General features: G+C 53.0%; 13 protein-coding genes. 4 read left to right on the top strand and 9 right to left on the bottom strand.

Translation table 11 applies throughout. The annotated features are described in order from the left end of the window. Positions 1-59 precede the first annotated feature (59 nt). Complete coding sequence (locus NSQ46_RS24475; RefSeq protein ID WP_028405395.1) at positions 60-3,920, bottom strand: S-layer homology domain-containing protein; 3,861 nt, start codon at positions 3,918-3,920, stop codon at positions 60-62. A 190-nt stretch (positions 3,921-4,110) separates the two neighbouring features. On the opposite strand from NSQ46_RS24475, the gene NSQ46_RS24480 reads away from it, so the two are divergent. Further along, positions 4,111-6,726, top strand: coding sequence for a LuxR C-terminal-related transcriptional regulator (locus NSQ46_RS24480; RefSeq protein ID WP_341341582.1), 2,616 nt, complete (start codon positions 4,111-4,113; stop codon positions 6,724-6,726). 91 nt (positions 6,727-6,817) lie between these two features. Here the strand turns inward: NSQ46_RS24480 and NSQ46_RS24485 are convergent, their stop codons facing one another. Beyond that, positions 6,818-8,170, bottom strand: coding sequence for an MATE family efflux transporter (locus NSQ46_RS24485; protein ID WP_341034270.1), 1,353 nt, complete (start codon positions 8,168-8,170; stop codon positions 6,818-6,820). A 417-nt stretch (positions 8,171-8,587) separates the two neighbouring features. Between NSQ46_RS24485 and NSQ46_RS24490 the strand changes: the two genes are divergently transcribed. Beyond that, positions 8,588-9,859 (top strand): chitinase, encoded by a 1,272-nt coding sequence (locus tag NSQ46_RS24490; protein ID WP_342575057.1) that lies wholly within the window; start codon positions 8,588-8,590, stop codon positions 9,857-9,859. A 226-nt stretch (positions 9,860-10,085) separates the two neighbouring features. On the opposite strand, the gene NSQ46_RS24495 is transcribed toward NSQ46_RS24490, so the two are convergent. Then, positions 10,086-10,469, bottom strand: a complete 384-nt coding sequence (locus tag NSQ46_RS24495) for an MmcQ/YjbR family DNA-binding protein (protein WP_007131260.1) — start codon at positions 10,467-10,469, stop codon at positions 10,086-10,088. 327 nt (positions 10,470-10,796) lie between these two features. On the opposite strand from NSQ46_RS24495, the gene NSQ46_RS24500 reads away from it, so the two are divergent. Further along, positions 10,797-11,552 (top strand): YheC/YheD family protein, encoded by a 756-nt coding sequence (locus NSQ46_RS24500; protein WP_342575059.1) that lies wholly within the window; start codon positions 10,797-10,799, stop codon positions 11,550-11,552. 99 nt (positions 11,553-11,651) lie between these two features. Here the strand turns inward: NSQ46_RS24500 and NSQ46_RS24505 are convergent, their stop codons facing one another. From NSQ46_RS24505 to NSQ46_RS24520, 4 genes are all read right to left on the bottom strand, one after another. After that, a complete protein-coding gene (locus NSQ46_RS24505) occupies positions 11,652-12,038 on the bottom strand; it encodes a RidA family protein (RefSeq protein ID WP_007131258.1) in 387 nt (128 codons plus the stop codon). An 82-nt stretch (positions 12,039-12,120) separates the two neighbouring features. Continuing rightward, complete coding sequence (gene nhaC / locus NSQ46_RS24510) at positions 12,121-13,638, bottom strand: Na+/H+ antiporter NhaC (RefSeq protein ID WP_251536647.1); 1,518 nt, start codon at positions 13,636-13,638, stop codon at positions 12,121-12,123. Positions 13,639-13,674: 36 nt separating this feature from the next. Next, positions 13,675-14,847: a MalY/PatB family protein gene (locus tag NSQ46_RS24515; RefSeq protein WP_342575061.1), complete on the bottom strand. Its 1,173-nt coding sequence runs from the start codon at positions 14,845-14,847 to the stop codon at positions 13,675-13,677. Positions 14,848-14,906: 59 nt separating this feature from the next. Beyond that, on the bottom strand, positions 14,907-15,578 hold the full coding sequence (locus NSQ46_RS24520; protein ID WP_007131255.1) for a PAS domain-containing protein: 672 nt from the start codon (positions 15,576-15,578) through the stop codon (positions 14,907-14,909). Positions 15,579-15,783: 205 nt separating this feature from the next. Here NSQ46_RS24520 and NSQ46_RS24525 point away from each other — a divergent pair, with 205 nt between their 5' ends. Continuing rightward, positions 15,784-16,227 carry a DUF5946 family protein gene (locus NSQ46_RS24525; RefSeq protein ID WP_342575062.1) on the top strand — a complete coding sequence of 148 codons (444 nt, stop codon included), beginning with the start codon at positions 15,784-15,786 and terminating at the stop codon, positions 16,225-16,227. A gap of 185 nt (positions 16,228-16,412) precedes the next feature. Here the strand turns inward: NSQ46_RS24525 and NSQ46_RS24530 are convergent, their stop codons facing one another. Both NSQ46_RS24530 and NSQ46_RS24535 read right to left on the bottom strand, forming a co-directional pair. Beyond that, positions 16,413-16,916, bottom strand: coding sequence for an adenylate cyclase (locus tag NSQ46_RS24530; RefSeq protein WP_342575063.1), 504 nt, complete (start codon positions 16,914-16,916; stop codon positions 16,413-16,415). Positions 16,917-17,051: 135 nt separating this feature from the next. Next, the gene (locus tag NSQ46_RS24535; RefSeq protein WP_342575065.1) at positions 17,052-17,522 is read right to left on the bottom strand and encodes a DinB family protein; all 471 of its coding nucleotides are present in this window, start codon (positions 17,520-17,522) and stop codon (positions 17,052-17,054) included. Positions 17,523-17,556 lie beyond the last annotated feature (34 nt).

Below are 17,556 nucleotides of genomic sequence, written 5' to 3' on the forward strand. Positions count from 1 at the left end.
AATGAAGCAGCCTATGAAACAACAACTGATCCCGAATCCAAGCTTACTTCAAAGGCATCTCAATCGATGAGCTGCGCCGCCCTCAATAACCGCTGCAGCATCGCCGCCGCTTCGCCGCGGGTCAGCTTCGAAAGCGGCTTAAGCGCATCGTCGGCTCCGTAGACGATCCCTTCGTTCACAAGGACGGCCGCTGCCGGTTTGGCCCAATCGGACAGGTCTTGAAGGTCTCTGTAACCGTCAAGAACAATATCTGCTTCCTTCTTATTCATTACAGTCGTTAATCCTGCCAGCTTCATCGCTCTGGCCATAACGGCCATAGCCTCTTGACGCGTAATGCCTTGATCTGGCCGGAAACGGCCGACCGCATCCCCTTGGATCAGCTCATACTGCACAGCTTGTGCAATGACGCCGCTGTACCAGTCGCCTGCATGGACATCCTGGAACGCGGAGCCTTCACCCTTCACCTCAGGCAAGCCGAGAGCCCTCACGATCATGGCGGCAAATTCGGCACGGTTCACTTGAGCGTTCGGCGCAAAATGGAGCGTCGCATGATCTGCACCTGAGCCCGCTCCAGCTCCATCCTCGCTGCTCCCCTTTCCGCTTAGGATCATGCGTGAGGCAAGATCATTCACCGCATCGTTGGACCAATGAAACGTAACATCGGCAACATTCGCTTGATGAGCAACGAAAGCAACGGTTCCTTCATCCAAACGGTGCATGATGGCCTCAACGCTGCCATCCTTCCTCGGTTCAACGCGTGTCGGGATGTGGTATAATTCCCCGTTGTCATCCACTCCGACAGCTGTCGTGATGCGGCCCGGCATTCCCTGCGTCCAAGTGATTCGGTGCTCCATATATTGCGGGAATCGCTTCAGCTCAAGCGGCTTATCATGGGCCTTCGCTTTCGCTGTTATATCGAAATCGACTGGGGAACCGACCAGAGCAGCCCCTGATTCCGATAGAGCCTTCTTAACGGCTTCTGCCTTAGCTGCATCGGTAGCAGCCATCTTCAAGGTCACCGACATTTGATCTGCCGCTAACGGCAGCTTCGGATTGTCCGGCTCGTGCCAGCGAGACGATGCCATCACGGCTGCAGGAACATGGAAATGGCCCAGCGTTGATCGGATTTCAACGGCTCCCTGCTTGGCGCTAAGCAGATCTATCGCTTCTCCGCTTGCCTCCAGGGAGACCTGATCCGCAGGCTGATCCAGCGCGATAATGATTACCGGCTTGTAGTCCACTGTCTTTAAACGGGCTTCCAGCTTAGCCGTATCCAATTTCATCGATACGACGGTATGTCCATTTATCTCATGGGACAAACCAGCAACCATCCCTTCCTGTGACTCATCGTTTAGGGTAACTCTGATCTTCACGCGATTCTCCGAAGGTGCGGCATGGTTCGATTGGCTCGGCAAAGCCGGCCCTTGGCCCGAATCTGGCGCCGAGCCTCCAGGAGCTTCAGGAGTTCCGCCGCCCCCGGTTGACGCTGCTTCCGTCACCGCCGCTCTATATTTCTGCTGCTGACCATCGGGCGCCGTAATAACCACCTCGATGACATGGTTCCCAGCAGCAATGGGAAGGTCTGGGCTTTTTTGCCCGGAGACGAGATCGATCGGTCCGAACACCAAATCTCCGGCTACGCCGTACACGCTGGCCGCAACCGTCGCCCTCGCATCATACACCTGCGCCGTCACTGTGATCCGATTCGTTTCCTTTGGAACAGCTGCCTTGTAATCATAGTGATATCGATCGAATGCAGGGCTAAGACCGACTTCGCCTTCGGATGACTCAAAGCGCAAACCTTGCAGGCTTGCGTCGTACGCCGGAACCGCAGCTTCCTTCACCGTAAAGCTCCATGTATCGGCCCCTTGAATCCCGGCAAAGGAGGCACCTGAAAGATTACCGGTAAAAGCCCCCGGATCGATCTCGACATAATAAGCCATCCCCTCATCGAAATCGTTCAGCGGATCAATAATCGCCGTGTTGCCGAGAATCGTTACTCTCCCTGCATCGGCCGCATCGATGGTCTCCACAACATGCGAATCCGGGCTCTGCCTGATCGTAATCAATCGGCCCGAGACAGCTGTCACTTCTTCTTGAAATACCACTCGCAGGGGCACGTCTTTTTCCACTCCGACAGAATGATGAGACGGCGTATACGACAATGCTCTAAGCTCGGTCGGGGACTGGAGCGGCTTCCATTTGGCGTACAGCGTGACATCCTGTGTACCGAATGTCAGCTTGCTGCCGGCCGGATAATCGCTCCCGCTGCCGTCCGGCTCCGTGTTCCAGCCTTCGAAGACAAATTCATCCTTGCGCAGCTGTCCCGTATTATCCGCCACCAACGTCTCGTCTCCTCTGGCAAACAAACCGCTGCTTACCGGAACATTCCCTGCGGTGTGTCCGTTGCCGTCATAGGTTAACGAGTAAAGGTTCGGCCATTTCGTTGTCACCTTTACCATACGGTAGCTGCTTTTTCTGCCGGCAGCATCTTTGGCAATGACATTAAAATAATAGTCCGTGCCTTCAGAAAGACCGTTCACCACAAGGGCGGTTTGATCCGCCGCATAGCTTCCGACCGGCTTACCGTTCTTCTCCATCTGACTGACGTCCCCGATATTCGGGCTGCCTGATGAATATAAAAGATACTGCAGCTCGTGCTGCTCCGTCATATTGTCCACAGCCTTGGGCCATTGCAAAGCAACCGAGTCCGTCGTGATACTGTCCGGATTCAGAGTCCCGCTGCCTGGATCCGGCGGCGTTGTATCCAGTACGGCCTTCGTCAGCGTCGGCGTATCCCTGGTGCTGGATGTCCCGTCCCCGAGTTGTCCTCCGCCGTTAAAGCCCCATCCCCAGACGGTTCCATCCTTCTTCATTGCCACGCTGTGAAAACCGCCTGCCGCAATTTCCCGAACATGCTCGATGCCTGACACCGGGACCGGAATGAGGCTGGATGCATTCGAGCCCACGCCAAGCTGCCTCTGACTGTTATCCCCCCAGCTCCATACGTTTCCCGTCCGGTCCAGGGCAAGGCTGTGGTAGCCTCCGCCCGCAACGGCAACGATATGCTGCAAGTTTTTAATTTGCACGGGTCTTGTTCGGTTGGTTCGTGTGCCATCCCCAAGCGTGCCGTATGTGTTTTTTCCCCATGCCCATACGGTGCCGTCTTGAGTAACGGCCAAACTATGGGAGCCTCCGGCGGCGATCGCCATGACGTCAGTCAGCCCGGCAACCTGCACCGGAACGTACCGATCCGTCGTCGTCCCATCGCCAAGCTCCCCGTCCCCGTTTACTCCCCAAGCCCATACGGTGCCGTCGGATTTCAAGGCAAGGCTGAAGTAACCGCCTGCCGCAATCGCCGTCACATCGTTCAGACCGGCGACCTGAACCGGAGTATTTTGTTGTAACGTCGTTCCATTGCCCAACTCGCCGTTGTCATTCTTCCCCCAAGTCCATACGCTCCCGTCCTCGGAAAGCGCCATGCTGTGATAGCCAAGCCCTCCGGAAACGGCCTTTATTCCGCTCAGCCCGCTCACCTGGCCAGGCACGTTCATATCCGTTACCGTCCCGATTCCTAATTGCCCATTCTCATTGGATCCCCAGGTCCATACGGTACCGTCGCTCCGAAGCGCCATAGTGCTGCGAACGCCGGTGTGAACGTCGATGACATGGTTCAACCCCTTCGCCATCACCGGCGTCGTGCGGGCACTCCAGGTGCCGTTACCCAGCTGTCCCCTGTCTCCATACCCCCACGAATAAACTTCACCGCTGCTTACGAGCGAAGCGGTATGATAGTACCCGGCCACAAGCTTCGGTGCAGCGGCCGGTGCCGCAAACGCATGACGATATCCCGCGACCCAATCCAGCTGCAGCAGAAGCATCGCCATGCACAGCAGGATTTTCACTGAACGCCTTAGCATATTCTCCTCCTTCGTTTCATTAAGCGTTTATAGCCACAGCCCGATTGGGACCGCGGCACCAAGGATGGTATCAAACTTATCGCAGGAAAACGATTGACAAACGTTAACTTTTCATCTTTTTTTTCATATAATCTAGTTATCTCGACTCAATTCCCGTAAAAATAACGTTCGTATATTGTGAGGGTATCCTATGAAACTACTGACCGACCCACCTATTCTGAAAATGAAAATAAGCCCTCCCGGGCTGAAAAAGCATCTGATCCATCGGGATCGGCTGCTGCGAATGTTGACGGCAGGGCAAGGAGGACAGCTGACCACCATTATCGCCCCTGCCGGATACGGCAAATCGACGCTGCTTGCCCAGTGGGCTTATGAAGCCGGCAAACGATGCGCCTGGGTGTCCCTGGATGAACGGGATAACGACCCCGTCCGCTTTTGGCGATACGTCACCGCAGCTCTCGGCTCGGCGCTTCCCAAGCAGCTGGGAGATCGCCTTCTGGACCATACGCATCTGCTGCCGGGCTCCTCGGTCGAAAGCTTTCTGGATACGCTGATCAGTGAATTATACGAGCATCATGAACCGCTCCATCTCATTCTCGAGGACCTGCACAGCATTCACAATGCGGCCATCCATGAGGGGATTTCCTACTTGATCGACTACCTCCCAGAGCATCTCCATCTCCTCATCTCCTCCCGAACCGAGCTTCCGTTCCCTACGATCAAGGGCGTGATTAACCATGAGATCCGTCATATCGGAATAAAGCAGCTGGAGTTTACATTGGATGAGACGGAGCGTTTTTTTCATCACGCAGATGACACTGGGCAGCAGCCTCTCCTGACTCCAATGCAGCTGGATACCGTCTGGAGCCAATCGGAAGGCTGGATTGCCGGTCTCCAGCTGGCTGCCGTTTCCCTTCAGAACGGCATGGGACCGGAACCCTTTATGGATGATATGAGGGGGAATCCGTCTCTGCTATCAAAATACTTGTTTCAGGAGGTCGTGAGTAAGCAATCCTCCAAGGTGTTTTCCTTTCTGCTCCAGACGGCCGTCCTTTCAGAGCTCCATCCGCAGATTTGCAATGCCGTAACGGATTTCAGGGACAGCCGCCCGATGCTGGAGGAGCTGCAGAAGCTGAACCTGTTCCTGGTACCGCTGGATGAACAGCATGCCTGGTTCCGCTACCATCATCTGTTTTCGCAATTTCTGCTGGACCTCCTGCAGCGTGAGTATGACGGTGAGCATGCGAAGCGTCACCGGCTTGCCGGGCAATATTACGCCGCCATCGGCTCCATGGATGAAGCCATCGACCATCTGTTAGCAGCGCAGGACTTCGAGGCTGCCGTGAATTTGCTGGAGCCGCATATGCAAAGCGTGCTTGAACGGGGCGAAATCGCCACGCTCCTAAAATGGTTTGACCGAATCCCCCCTCAATACCCGATGACACCCGAATTATCATTGGCGCATGCCTTTATCGTGGTTCTTACAGGGGATCTGATTCGCTCCGAGCGCATGCTGTCGCGGATTGAAGAAGCGTGCGCTGCACTCGCGCCTTCGGATCGACGAGAGAAGCTCCAGAGCAGCATATTGTTCGTGCGCTCCAATCTCGTGTTTTTGAACGGGGATTTCGCCAAATGGCTCGCCTTCAGCGAAGGCTTCCTCAATAACCTGATGCCCGACAATCCCATATACTATCAGTTCGATTACAATCGGCGGGAGCCATACGTAAGACGAACTCCGCTAGGCATGAAGGGTGCACTATCGGCCGATACGGAGAAAATTGCCCATCTGTTTACCGGCGTGCTCGAATCCCATGGCTGGGATCATTCGCTTATGAATTTATACGTGAAGCAATCTTTGTGCGAGGGGTATTATGAATGGAATCGCCTTACCGAATGCCGTGAGCTGCTGGTTCACATTCGAAACGCCCCGCCAGCCGAAGACACAATGGGTTTGCTTGTGCCGCTGCATATTACCGAAGCCAAGCTGTACGCAGCGGAGGACAAATTCCATCTTGCCCATTATGCGCTCGATGAAGCGCAGGCCGCTGTCCTCTCCGGAAGATCAAACCTATGGCTCCCTCCGTTAAAGGCCGTACGGGGCTTGCTTTATCTCCGGGAAGGGCGGATATCCGAAGCCCGGAAGGAAATTTCCGCCCTTCACGTTTCGGTCAAGGACAGGCCTGCCTATAGCCGGGAAACCGAATACCTGGCTTTCATCCGCCTGTTAGGCAGACAGGGCAGGGAAGCCGAAGCGCTTCATCTGCTGGACCTGTTAAAGCCCCAGGCGGAGCGCGAGCAGCAGCGGTCCAGCATCATCGAGATCACGAGCCTTCAAGCGCTGCTGGAGCATCAGCGTGGTCAGCGACGGAAGTCGCTTCAGCTTCTTGGGCATGCTTTGCATGTGGGAGCGCAAAACGGTTATGTCCGTACCTTCCTGGACGAAGGTGCGGATATGTACCGGCTTCTGAAGCTGTATTCCAACCAGGCTGGGCAGGAAGATAGCTTGAACTCGGAAGCCCTGCAGAACCTTGACTATGCGCGCACGCTGATGGAGCATTTTTCCTTAACGGATCCTTCTACCGCCAAGCCGGCCATGCCGGTTCTTCCGGAAGGGCTGAATCGGAACGAAATGAATCTGCTGCGCTTGATCCGGCAGGGTGCCGCCAATAAACAAATGGCCGCTGCCCTGGGCCTGTCCGAAGGAACGATCCGGGTGTATTTATCCAGGCTGTACGGCAAGCTCGGGGTGACCACCCGAACGCAGGCTTTGGTTAAAGCCCAGTCGTTAAATCTGCTGGAAGAGTGAATGTAACATATATAAAAAAAGGAACCTTTCGCGGTCTGTGGACCCGAGGTTCCTTTTACTTTTCGATTTCCTTTAGGCATCCTTCCATCGCTTATGAGCTGAAGGATCGTATCCATTTAAACCGGTTGACCTTCACGATCGCCACAAAACACTTCAAAATCTGATCCGATTTCAAGCAAATGAATACAATCAGCGGCGACAGGCTGAACGCGAAAGCGCAGAGCGCCGAGGACGGCAGCACGATGAGCCACATAAAGATGAAGTCGTTGTACAGCACGAAGCGCGTATCTCCGCCGCTGCGGACGATCCCTGTCAGGGCCGGCATCTGATAGGCGGTGCCGACGACCGTAATCGATAGCACCGTCATGAAGTGTCCGGCAAGCGTCTTCGCCTCTTCGGAGATGGAGTAGAAGCCGAGGACGGGGCCTTTCAGCAGGAACAGGACCGCGCCGGTCGCGAGGCCAAGGAATACATACAAAATCTGCAGCGTTTTGGCGTAAGCTATGATTTTATCCATCATGCCTTCGCCGATCGTCTTCCCAATGAGCACCGCGGTCGCGCTGGCTGAAGCGTAGATGATGACCGTGACCATCTGGAAGATCGTGTTCGCAATGGAGTTGGCCGCGATCGCGGATTCCCCCATATGGCCCAGAATAGCGGTTTGTACGGCCATGGCCAGTCCCCAGATCGCATTGGACATCAGAATCGGGGAGCCGACCCGGATATACTGCTTGAACAGCTCCCGGTCGATATGCAGGAAATCCCGAAGCGCGAGCCCGATTTTGCGGTCGAATCGTTTGATATAGAAGCAAACGATGATACATTCCAGGATGCGCGCCGTCAGCGTAGCGATCGCCGACCCCTGAACGCCCAATTCGGGAAAGCCCAGGTGACCGTAAATCAAAATATAATTCAGTACAATATTAATCACCAGCGTGGATAACGACACGATAAAGCCGATTTTCACCGTCTCCACGCTCCGCAGCGTGGCAAGCAGCGAGCTGGTCACGGCAAAGAAGATGTAGGAGAAGCACATGATCCGCAAATACTCGACACCGGCGGCGATCACGTTCGCGTCCTTCGTGAACAGGGACAGTACCTCTTGCGGGAAGAAGAATACCACCAGCCACATGATGACGCCGAGCGCAATCGACATCCGCATGCCGATGCTTGCGGCTTGTTTAATCGAATCGATCCGCTTTGCCCCCCAGAACCTGGAGGACATGATGACAAGCCCCTCACAGGCTCCCATCACGAGCATATGCAGCAGGAATTGAATCTGGTTCGCAAGCGCGACGCCGGACAAAGCCGTCTCGCTGTAACCGCCAAGCATCATATTATCCGATAAATTCACTCCTACCGATATCAGGTTCTGCATCCCGATCACAAGCGTCAGCCAGAAAAATCGCCGGTAAAACCCGCTCTCGCGCACAAATAAACTCATGTCGTCTACCCTTCTTCGTCTATAAGATGTCTATTTATTTTATTTAAATATATATGAATTGCAGAAAATGAAAAGAACAATCGGAATCGAAACACACTCATGACGCAAACGATGCGATAGATTCATAGATTTGGAGCGGACATAATAACATTATAATGTTTTTGGGGTAAAAAACTAGTCGTGAAGACGGAGGGGACTGCGAATGGCAGCTGCCCGTCTTCGACGGCATCCCTCCCGATTCCGCAGCATGTTCCCTGCCATACGTCATAGCAATCGCCAAGGATATGAATCTGCCTATGGATGAGGCGGCGCTCCGGCTGGCTTTCGTAGTCGCAACAGACTATGTACAAACCAACATACCGTAGATATGATGGCAATGGATTCCCAATCCAAATTATGGAACGAAGGAGAATGTGTATGACCGTGTGGAAATATCCGTTATCCACCAAGATGATTCAACGCAGTATGATTGCCGTGCTGGGAACGGCGCTTCTCATCTCTCCACTTGAAGCTTTTGCTGCCAATTCCGCGCCAAGTCCCGAAGCTTCCCCGTCCAGCCAATCCGCGAAAGCCGAGCCGGTTGCTCCTTCCGGACAAGAACCGGTGATAGAGGGCAGCCTGCTGAATGTTGGCGAACACCGTTTTCTAAACCGTAAGGAGCTGATGCAGGAATGGGATGGTCTTGATCCGGATTATGCACCGGAGAAGGCCGTCGCCGCTGTTCAATCATTGCTGTCGGAGGAAGACTTTGAGCAGCTGTTCCCTTACCGGCTCGGCTCGGAAGCGTGGTTCCAGGTCGCCAAGGGGAAGGAATATTATAAGGCCGACCAGACGGATTATTTCTCATATGACAATCTTATTTCCGCGGTCGCGGACGTATCGAATCTGAAGATCAAAATCAGCACGAGACAAGGAGCCCCTTCAGCTCAAGAGATCCAACGGCTGGACAAGGAGGCCCGGATCGAGACGCTTGTGCTGCGGTCGGCAGACTTTAACGCTCCGGAGAATCGCAGCAAGCCGATTGAAACCGTTATCATTGATGGCGGTACGTTTCTGAAAGAAGGCTTCAAGAAGGACCGCAAACGCGAGCTGGCCGCCTTCCTCGCCAACCTGTCGCATGAAACGGGCGGCGGATGGGCGACGGCGCCTGGAGGCCCGCTGCGCTGGGGATTGTTCTGGAATGAGAACATCGCGGGCCGGACGGGAGCCAATCCGGACGCCTTCGTCGATCCTGCGTCAGCCGAGCTGTACCCGGGAACGCCCGGCAAGCGTTATTACGGCCGCGGACCGATCATGCTCAGCTGGAATTTCAACTACGGTCTGTTCAGCTCCATCATTTACGGGGACAAAAGCGTGCTCCTTAACCAGCCGGAGATTGTCGCAGCCGACGGCAAGATCGGTTATATGACCGCGATTCTATTCTGGATGACGCCGCAGAATCCGAAGCCTTCGGCCCATGACGTCATGGTCGGCAAATGGAAGCCTTCCGCACTCGATAAATTTAGAGGCCTCGGCGACCCGGGCTTCGGCACAACGATTATCGTCTTGAACGGTCTGGAAGCAAACTTAGGTGAAACCGAAGGAAGTCCGGTCCAGCGGCGGGCAGGGCACTACCGCGATATTACCGCCCGGATGGGCGTCGATATTACGGGCGAAAAGGTGGATACGCTCGGTATGAGACCTTTCTAACTGTCGCCTCCATTGGCGGGATAACCCGAGACAAGCACCGCCGGTCGGAAGATTGGTGGTGCTCCTTGCAGCTTACCATCGTGCGCAGGCTTGAATCCCATAATGCCAACCCTTGCGCGATCGACGGGCAGGGCTCCTGATGCAGCCTACCGTCTTAAACTGCCTTGCTGTCCGATAATCCAATCGCTGCGCGATCGACAGGCGCGACGCCTATGCAGATTACCGCTTACGTAGCCTCTCCATCCAATGACACCAGTCGCTGCGTAATCGCCAGACGCTTTGCCTTCGGCAGCGTATTCAGCACCAGGTCGTAAGAATGATCAATCATGTCTTGCAGATCGGCTTCGCTCAAGGAACCGTCGATCGTGACCGTATTCCAATGCTTCTTGTTCAGATGGTATCCAGGCTGGACGGCTTCATGCTGTTCCCGTAAGTTCGCTGCAATCACCGGATCGCATTTCAAGGAAATATGACTGACCTTCTGGTCCGCTATCGTTAACAGAGCGAACATTTTGCCGCCGACCTTCATGACGACCGGGAGCGGACCGAACGGATAATCCTCCAGGGCTCCCTTTTTTGAAAGGCAGTACGCCATAATCGGGTCTCGCAAGCGACCACTCTCCTCTTCTAAAAATAGACTCATCATAGAATCATTCGAACCGATAGATTCGGGACTACCTTACATCATAATTTTCCTTACCATCCTTGTCCATGATTTGTTCCTGCTTTCGTGTTCGATCATGTTCGGTCACTCCCGCACGGTTAGTTCATCATTTCCGCAGGATTCCTGCTCATTGCCATGACATTAGTTATCACCTTGCGCTTATTCGATAAAAAATTGTTTTCAATCTCACAGCTTGGCTCAAGGCCAACGTGGAGGCTTGCTCATCTTTCCCGGCATATGCTGATCAAAAAAGAGAGGTGAGCCTCTAAGAATATGCCCTATAAAAGCAGCACCATCAAAAGCAAATGGAAGAAAACGAAGTGGCTGTTAGAGGACGCCTATTTTCGGCGTTATGTCCCGCAAACCCTGCTCTTTAGCAAAAAAAACCTGACCTCCATGCTGAACGACTATAACACCGTCTTCTTTAAGCCGACCGACGGGTCCGGCGGCAAGAACATTATTCGGATCCGCAAAACCGATGGGGGCTATCAGAAGCAGTTCAAAACGAAAAAAACGTATTATTCCGGCATCGATCAGCTGTATCAGGAGCTGAAGCGTTTTGCCGGCAACCGTTCCTACTTGCTTCAGAAAGGCATCCGACTCGCGAAGAGCAACGGCAAGCCGTTCGATATCCGGGTGATGGTCCAGAAGACCAAGAAGGGAAGCTGGGTCGGCACTGCCTTGTTTACAAAGGTCGGCAGTCCCGGCAAAGTCGCCACCAACTACAATCAGGGAGGCAAAATCGGCACGTTCCGGCATACGATGGAGGGCGCCGGCTTCAACCCCGCCTTCATCTCCCAGATGGAGACCGAGCTGAAACGGGTCGGCGTAGCGACTGGCCATAATTTTGACCGTCACTACAAAGGCTTTAAGGAGCTTGGACTCGACGTTGCGCTGGATTTCAGCGGGCGGCCATGGATTCTCGAGGTGAACACGAGACCGCAGGTCTACCCGCTCCTGACGCTGAAGGACAAGAGCCTGTATAACCGCGTTATTTCTTTTGGCAAGCAGTACGGCAGATATAAATAGCCTGGTCCCCTTATCATGGTTGATCATACGAACAACGGCCGGGCATTATGCCCGGCCGTTTGTCCGCTTATATAGAGGTCAATATAAAGAGAAATCCGATTATGACTTGATCGCCACCACTTCAATCTCGACCAATCCATCCTTAGGTAAACGCGCTACCTGCACAGCGCTGCGTGCCGGATAAGGCTCCGCGAAGAACGAAGCATAGACTTCATTGACTGCTTGGAAATCGTTCATATCCTTTAAAAATACGGTGGTCTTGACGATATGCTCCATCCCGAAGCCGGCAGCTTCCAGAATCGCCTTGACGTTCAGCAAAGAACGTTCCGCTTGTTCTGAGGCCGTCTGCGCAAATTGTCCGTCTGCATCCATTCCCAGCTGACCGGAGGTAAACAGCATATTTCCGTATTGGACGGCTTGCGAATAAGGGCCGATGGCACCTGGAGCTTGGTTTGTGGAAATGGTTGTTCTCTGTTGTTCTGTCATGTTGTCTCTCTCCTCATTAGCGTGTCTAAGCACGCATTTATATTTTTTGATGGTACTTGGTGCATTTCCTTCAGGGTAATTCTTAATTGGCAGATGCGGTGGTTGCGTTAGGCTTGCTGAGGCTTCGCTCTTGATCGCCCCCATACTCCTTTAGCATTTCCTCCTGCTGCTCAGGCGTCAGCTTCGCGATCCCGAACCCGGTAAAGCCCCAAATCGTTGCAAAAATGATGCCGGTCCAGCACAGCACGGCCCAAGGCAGATAGGACAGCGTCGCCACGCCCAGCGTTCCTGCCATATAGGCACCGGCCGCCGTCCATGGCAGGATCGGCTCGGTAATGGCGGCAGAATCCTCAACCGTCCGCCCCAGATTTTTCGGATGCAGCCCCCGCCGGATATACGCCTCACGCAGCATCTCGCCCGGCATTAAGATGGATACCTGGCCGTTGCTGGTTACCCCGATCATCGTCAGACCCGTTGCAATGGTAGCCAGAATCAGCGATCCGGTGGAATGGACGAGTTTCAGAAGCTTATCGACAATCAGCTCCAGCGACTTGGTTAGCGAGATCGTGCCGGCAAATGTAATGGCGCTGAAACAGATAAGCAGCGTTCCCATCATGGAGCTCATGCCTCCCCGGTTAATGAGCCGTGGAATGTCCGCAATGACCGCCTGAGGATCAAAGCCGCTCACGTGTACCATTGCGATATCAAATCCGCTTACCACAGAGGTTACTACATCATGCAGTGTGAATCCGTGGAAGATCATACCGTTCGCCATCGCGACAAAAGAGGATATCAGCATAACCGGAATCGTCGGTTTTTTGGTAATGGAGCCGTATAGTACGATCAGAACAGGCAGAATCAGCAGCAAATTCCAGTCGTAGATCGTGGTGAGCGTATTCATGATCTCGGTGACCTTCTCCGGAACTCCGCTGCTCGATGTATGCGTGTTCAATCCTGTCACTACATATACAATCCCTGCCACGAAAAAGGACGGCAGCGTCGTGTACAGCAAGTGGCCGATGTGCTCATACAGGTTAACGCCGGTGGACAGTGCCGCGATATTGGTCGTATCCGAGAGCGGCGACAGCTTGTCCCCGAAATAAGCGCCTGCCACTACAGCACCTGCTACGGCTGCAAGATTGGCATCCATACCGGCGCCAACGCCCATGAAGGCAACTCCGATCGTACCGGCCGATCCCCAGGATGTGCCGGTACACACCGATACGACGGATGTGACCAGAAAGGCGGTAATTAACAAGAACTGCGGATCAATGATTTTGAGCCCGTAGAATATCATCATCGGAATGGTACCGCCGACCATCCATGCGCCGATCATGAATCCAACGACGATCAGAATAAGAATGGCCGGCATCGTCTTCGCTATTTTTTGCGAGATGGACTCCAATATGTCGTTATAGCTGTAACCCAGCCTGATCGCGATGATGCCTGCGACAATGGCCGATGTGATAATCAACGGCTCCGGAGGCAGCTCAAATAAAACGAAACCAAGACACAGCAGAATCACCATCGTAAATATCGGAAGCAGCGCAAGAAACATGGTAGGCTGCTTAATTACTCGTTCCTTTTTCGGCTTAGCCATATCAATTCCCCCTGGATGTAAATAAACGTTTGTTTTTTAACGGTTTAACGGATATGCCGAAGCCATCCGCGCTAAGCCTTCTTGAATAATCCCTCGCGGAGCGGCGATATTGACCCTGATGAAGCCTTCACCGCCTGAGCCGAAGGATGTGCCATAACTGACGCTTACTCGGGCCTTCTCCTGGATCCAATCCACCAGATCGCTCTCCCGTCGGCTGACGGCCGAACAATCGATCCACAGCAAATAAGTTCCTTCCGGCTCAATAATCTTTAGTTCGGGCATATGCTCGGCGATATATTGTTTCGTAAAAGTAATATTGTCCTTAATGTATCCTTGAAGTGCCGTTAACCACTCCTCACATGAGGTATAGGCTGCTTCGAGCGCAGGTATGGAAAAAAAGGTTGGATTGTGGATGCCCGCCTGCAGCAATCCCTGCTTAAACCGCTCCCTCAGATCGTGATTCGGAATTATAATGTTAGCGATTTCGAGACTGGCCAAATTAAAGGTTTTGCCGGGCGACGTACAGATGACGGACCGCTCCGCGATCTCTTCCGACAGCTTGGCGATGACCGTGTGCTCATGTCCCTGATGAATGAAATCCGCATGGATATCATCGGAGACTATCAATGCATCATACTCGATACAGAGCCTGCCGATGCGCTCCAGCTCCTCCCTTGTCCATACCCGTCCTACCGGATTATGCGGGGAAATAAGCAGAACCATTTTGACGCCTTCCCGCATGCGCTGCTCCATGTCCGCAAAATCGATCTCATACCGGCCGTTCACCAGATGCAGCGGACTCTCGGTCAGGACACGGTCATTAAGCGTAACCGCTTTCGCAACAGGCTGATAAACCGGCGAGTGGATCAGCACCCTGTCACCGGCTTCCGTACATTTCTGGATCAATACCGAAACAGCTTGAATAATTCTCGGGCAATAGACGATCCAATCCCTCTCTACTTTCCATTGATAAGCTTGATCCATCCATTGACGGACAGCCTCATAATAAGTCGGGAACGGATCTGTGTATCCGTAAATACCGTGGCGGGCCATCTCGCATACCTTGTCCACAACGGCTGGCGGCGCCGGCACATCCATGTCGGCTACGGAGAGGGCGATCATGTCGCTGCCCAAGCTTTGCGCCATTCCGTCCCACTTCGCACTGTTCGTACCAAACCTGCTGACAATATGGTCGAAGTTGAATGTCATGATGTCACCTTCCTTGGTTGTTATTCTTTCATTCATGATGATTGATGGACTAAAGCCGGTTATTTCAGCTTCTGCAGATATCGGTACACGGTAGGCTCGGATATGGATAAGGCTGCGGCGACTTTGGATACTCCGCCTTTTAGCAAAAATACGCCCTGTTCATTCAATTCTTTCACGATATCGATCTTCTCTTGGGATGATAGCCGATCAGCCGGCATGCTGATTTTGCTAAGAACAGACTGGATGATGTGCTGAAGCAAATCGTCGACGTTTCCTTGCAGGTATTCCGTTGACGGCTTCTCTTCTTTCGGAGCATCGATCGATGTCGGCGGCGTCAGTGAAGCGCCTTGCAGTATACTGTTGATCCATTCGGCCGCAACATCCATATGCGTAACATCAATATTCAGACACATGAGGCCCACCAGCCCGCCGCTTCGGTCTTTAATAAAATACGTTGCCGACCTGAAAGTCTGCCCTCTCGGACCGGAGGCTTTATAGTTTGCAATGAATTGCTCTTCGCGGTATGCCTCCGCCTTCAGAATCTTCAATACGAGGTCGGTTGAAGCATCACCGACCTTGCGTCCGCTAATATGCCCGTTCTCGATAAAAATGATGGAGCGTTCCGGATCACTGATGTCGTGCACGACCACCTCGCATTTCGGCCCGATAATTGCCGCGATGAACGAAGCAATCGGAAAATAGCTTTCGAGCAGCTGCCGGGTCTCATTCATGGAACGTTCTCCTTTCTGTTGAGTGTAATTGTATAATGTCATAACTGCATAAATAATAATTATTTATCATGATAATATTATATTATACAAATGAAACGTTTACAACTTTTATTTTAAAATCAATTCTCGCTCTGGACATTAACGTTACGTCATCGTTTATCCTATTCATACATATTCATGAAAACAGTTATGGGAGGGGAACGTCATGGTTGACCATTCAACCATCATGAAGAACGGACGGTGTATGGAATGCGGGGCAATGGAGCTTGATCAGTACTCTTGTTATGAACAATTCGGCTTTCCTCTCGCTTGGGAGCATCAGGATCCGGAATTATACGCCCTTCATTTCTGGCTTGTCTCCTGTTATATGATCCAGCACCCTTCCAATTATACCGATGCAGGGTACGACCAGTTAGTCGACTTATTTCGAGATGCTTATGACAACAATTGGGATGCGGCAACGATATTACGGGAAAACCGCGAACGGATTCAAACCGTAGGCAAAATAGCGAATCCCCTCTCAAGTAAGGAGAGATCCCGCAGCCAGAGAAGCTGGACGCGTACGATCAATGATGTTTACATCGGCGGGGAAGCGATGGCGATCGACAACATCAAGAAGTGGCGTGACGCCATACGAAGTGAACTCTAATCGACTGCACGAATTCCCCCTGAACGAAACGACACTCCTTTGCATCAGCCAAACGCAAAAAAAGGCCCTTTCACACCGGTCATAGCTGACCTGTTGAAAGGGCCTCGTCGGGCGCCGACTGAAAAATGCCAAGCGAGAAGCGCAGCGGTCCTCCGCTTCAACAGCCCGCATCGACTGTGCCGGTATCAAGCTTCAGAGCGTGCCTGCAGATCCCGCCACACCTTTTTATTGCTATACTGCTTCTCCATGCTGATATCCCTGCCAAACCATGCCGGCGGCACGAACGCTTCAGCGTCTTCGAGCGAAGGAAACTCCACTTCCAGCACCAGCAGCTCGATTTGGCTGTAGTCATCGATTTCAATGATGCGCTCTCCCCAGCGGGCAGTGACTCTCCTCTTGGTAAGCGGGATCGCCCCGTGCGCCGTCACCACCTGTTCATACAGCCCTTCCGAAATGGAATACTCAACCTCTTCCCTGGCCAGCCCCCAACCCTTCTTAAAGGTATGGGTGAACTCCACCACCCCGGTCCTCATGTCGATGATTTTGCGCACGCGCAGCTCTTGATCGCCGTCCAACGCCAAATACGTCTGCTCGATTTGCTGCTCCTTCTCGACGATAAGCGCCCCATTCTCGATAAGAGCTGCAGGGTATTCGCCCAGCAGGTATTTCCGTTCGATTTCAACCGCCATAACTCCTATTCGCCTCCACTCGTTAAACCCTTGCTATCGTTTCTCAATTATAAAGACGAAAGGGGCAAGCTACAAATAAAAAAACGATAGTTGGCAACTGCGGTCAGGCAGCCCTACTATCGCTCTCGGTATAACTTATTTTCGAATCAGCTTCTTATAGGCTTTAATGGTCTGGGTGTGCATCCCTTCATGAAACAAGCTGAATGAAAGAAACTCGCCAACCGTTTGAAGCGTGAGCGGTCCAATGGTGACCGGATGCGCCGAGGATTGGTCCATGCGGCCTTGGAAGGTATCCCGAATCCGCTTGATTTGGCCTTCCAGAAGCTCAATCAGTTCAGAGAGTGCAGGGGCCTTGGAGGTCCAATCGGCCGGTTTGGTCCCCGTTGCAAACCAAGCCTCGAATCCCTCCGGCAAATGCGGCTTCTCGCCTGCCGTCGCAAAGGAAAACTGTTCATGAACGGTGTAGATATGCCCCAGATTCCAGCGAATGCTGTTCGCGAATCCTTCCGGCACGATGTCGGCCTCCTGCTCCGTTACATCCTTCGCCGCTGCAAGGGTCGATGCTCTGGCAAAATCCAGTTGATTCAGCAATGCTTCATTCATCATCTGATATCTCCTTTCTAATCGTATGTAACTATCC

The organism is Paenibacillus sp. FSL M8-0142 (assembly GCF_038597315.1).
GTDB lineage: Bacteria > Bacillota > Bacilli > Paenibacillales > Paenibacillaceae > Paenibacillus_AQ > Paenibacillus_AQ lactis.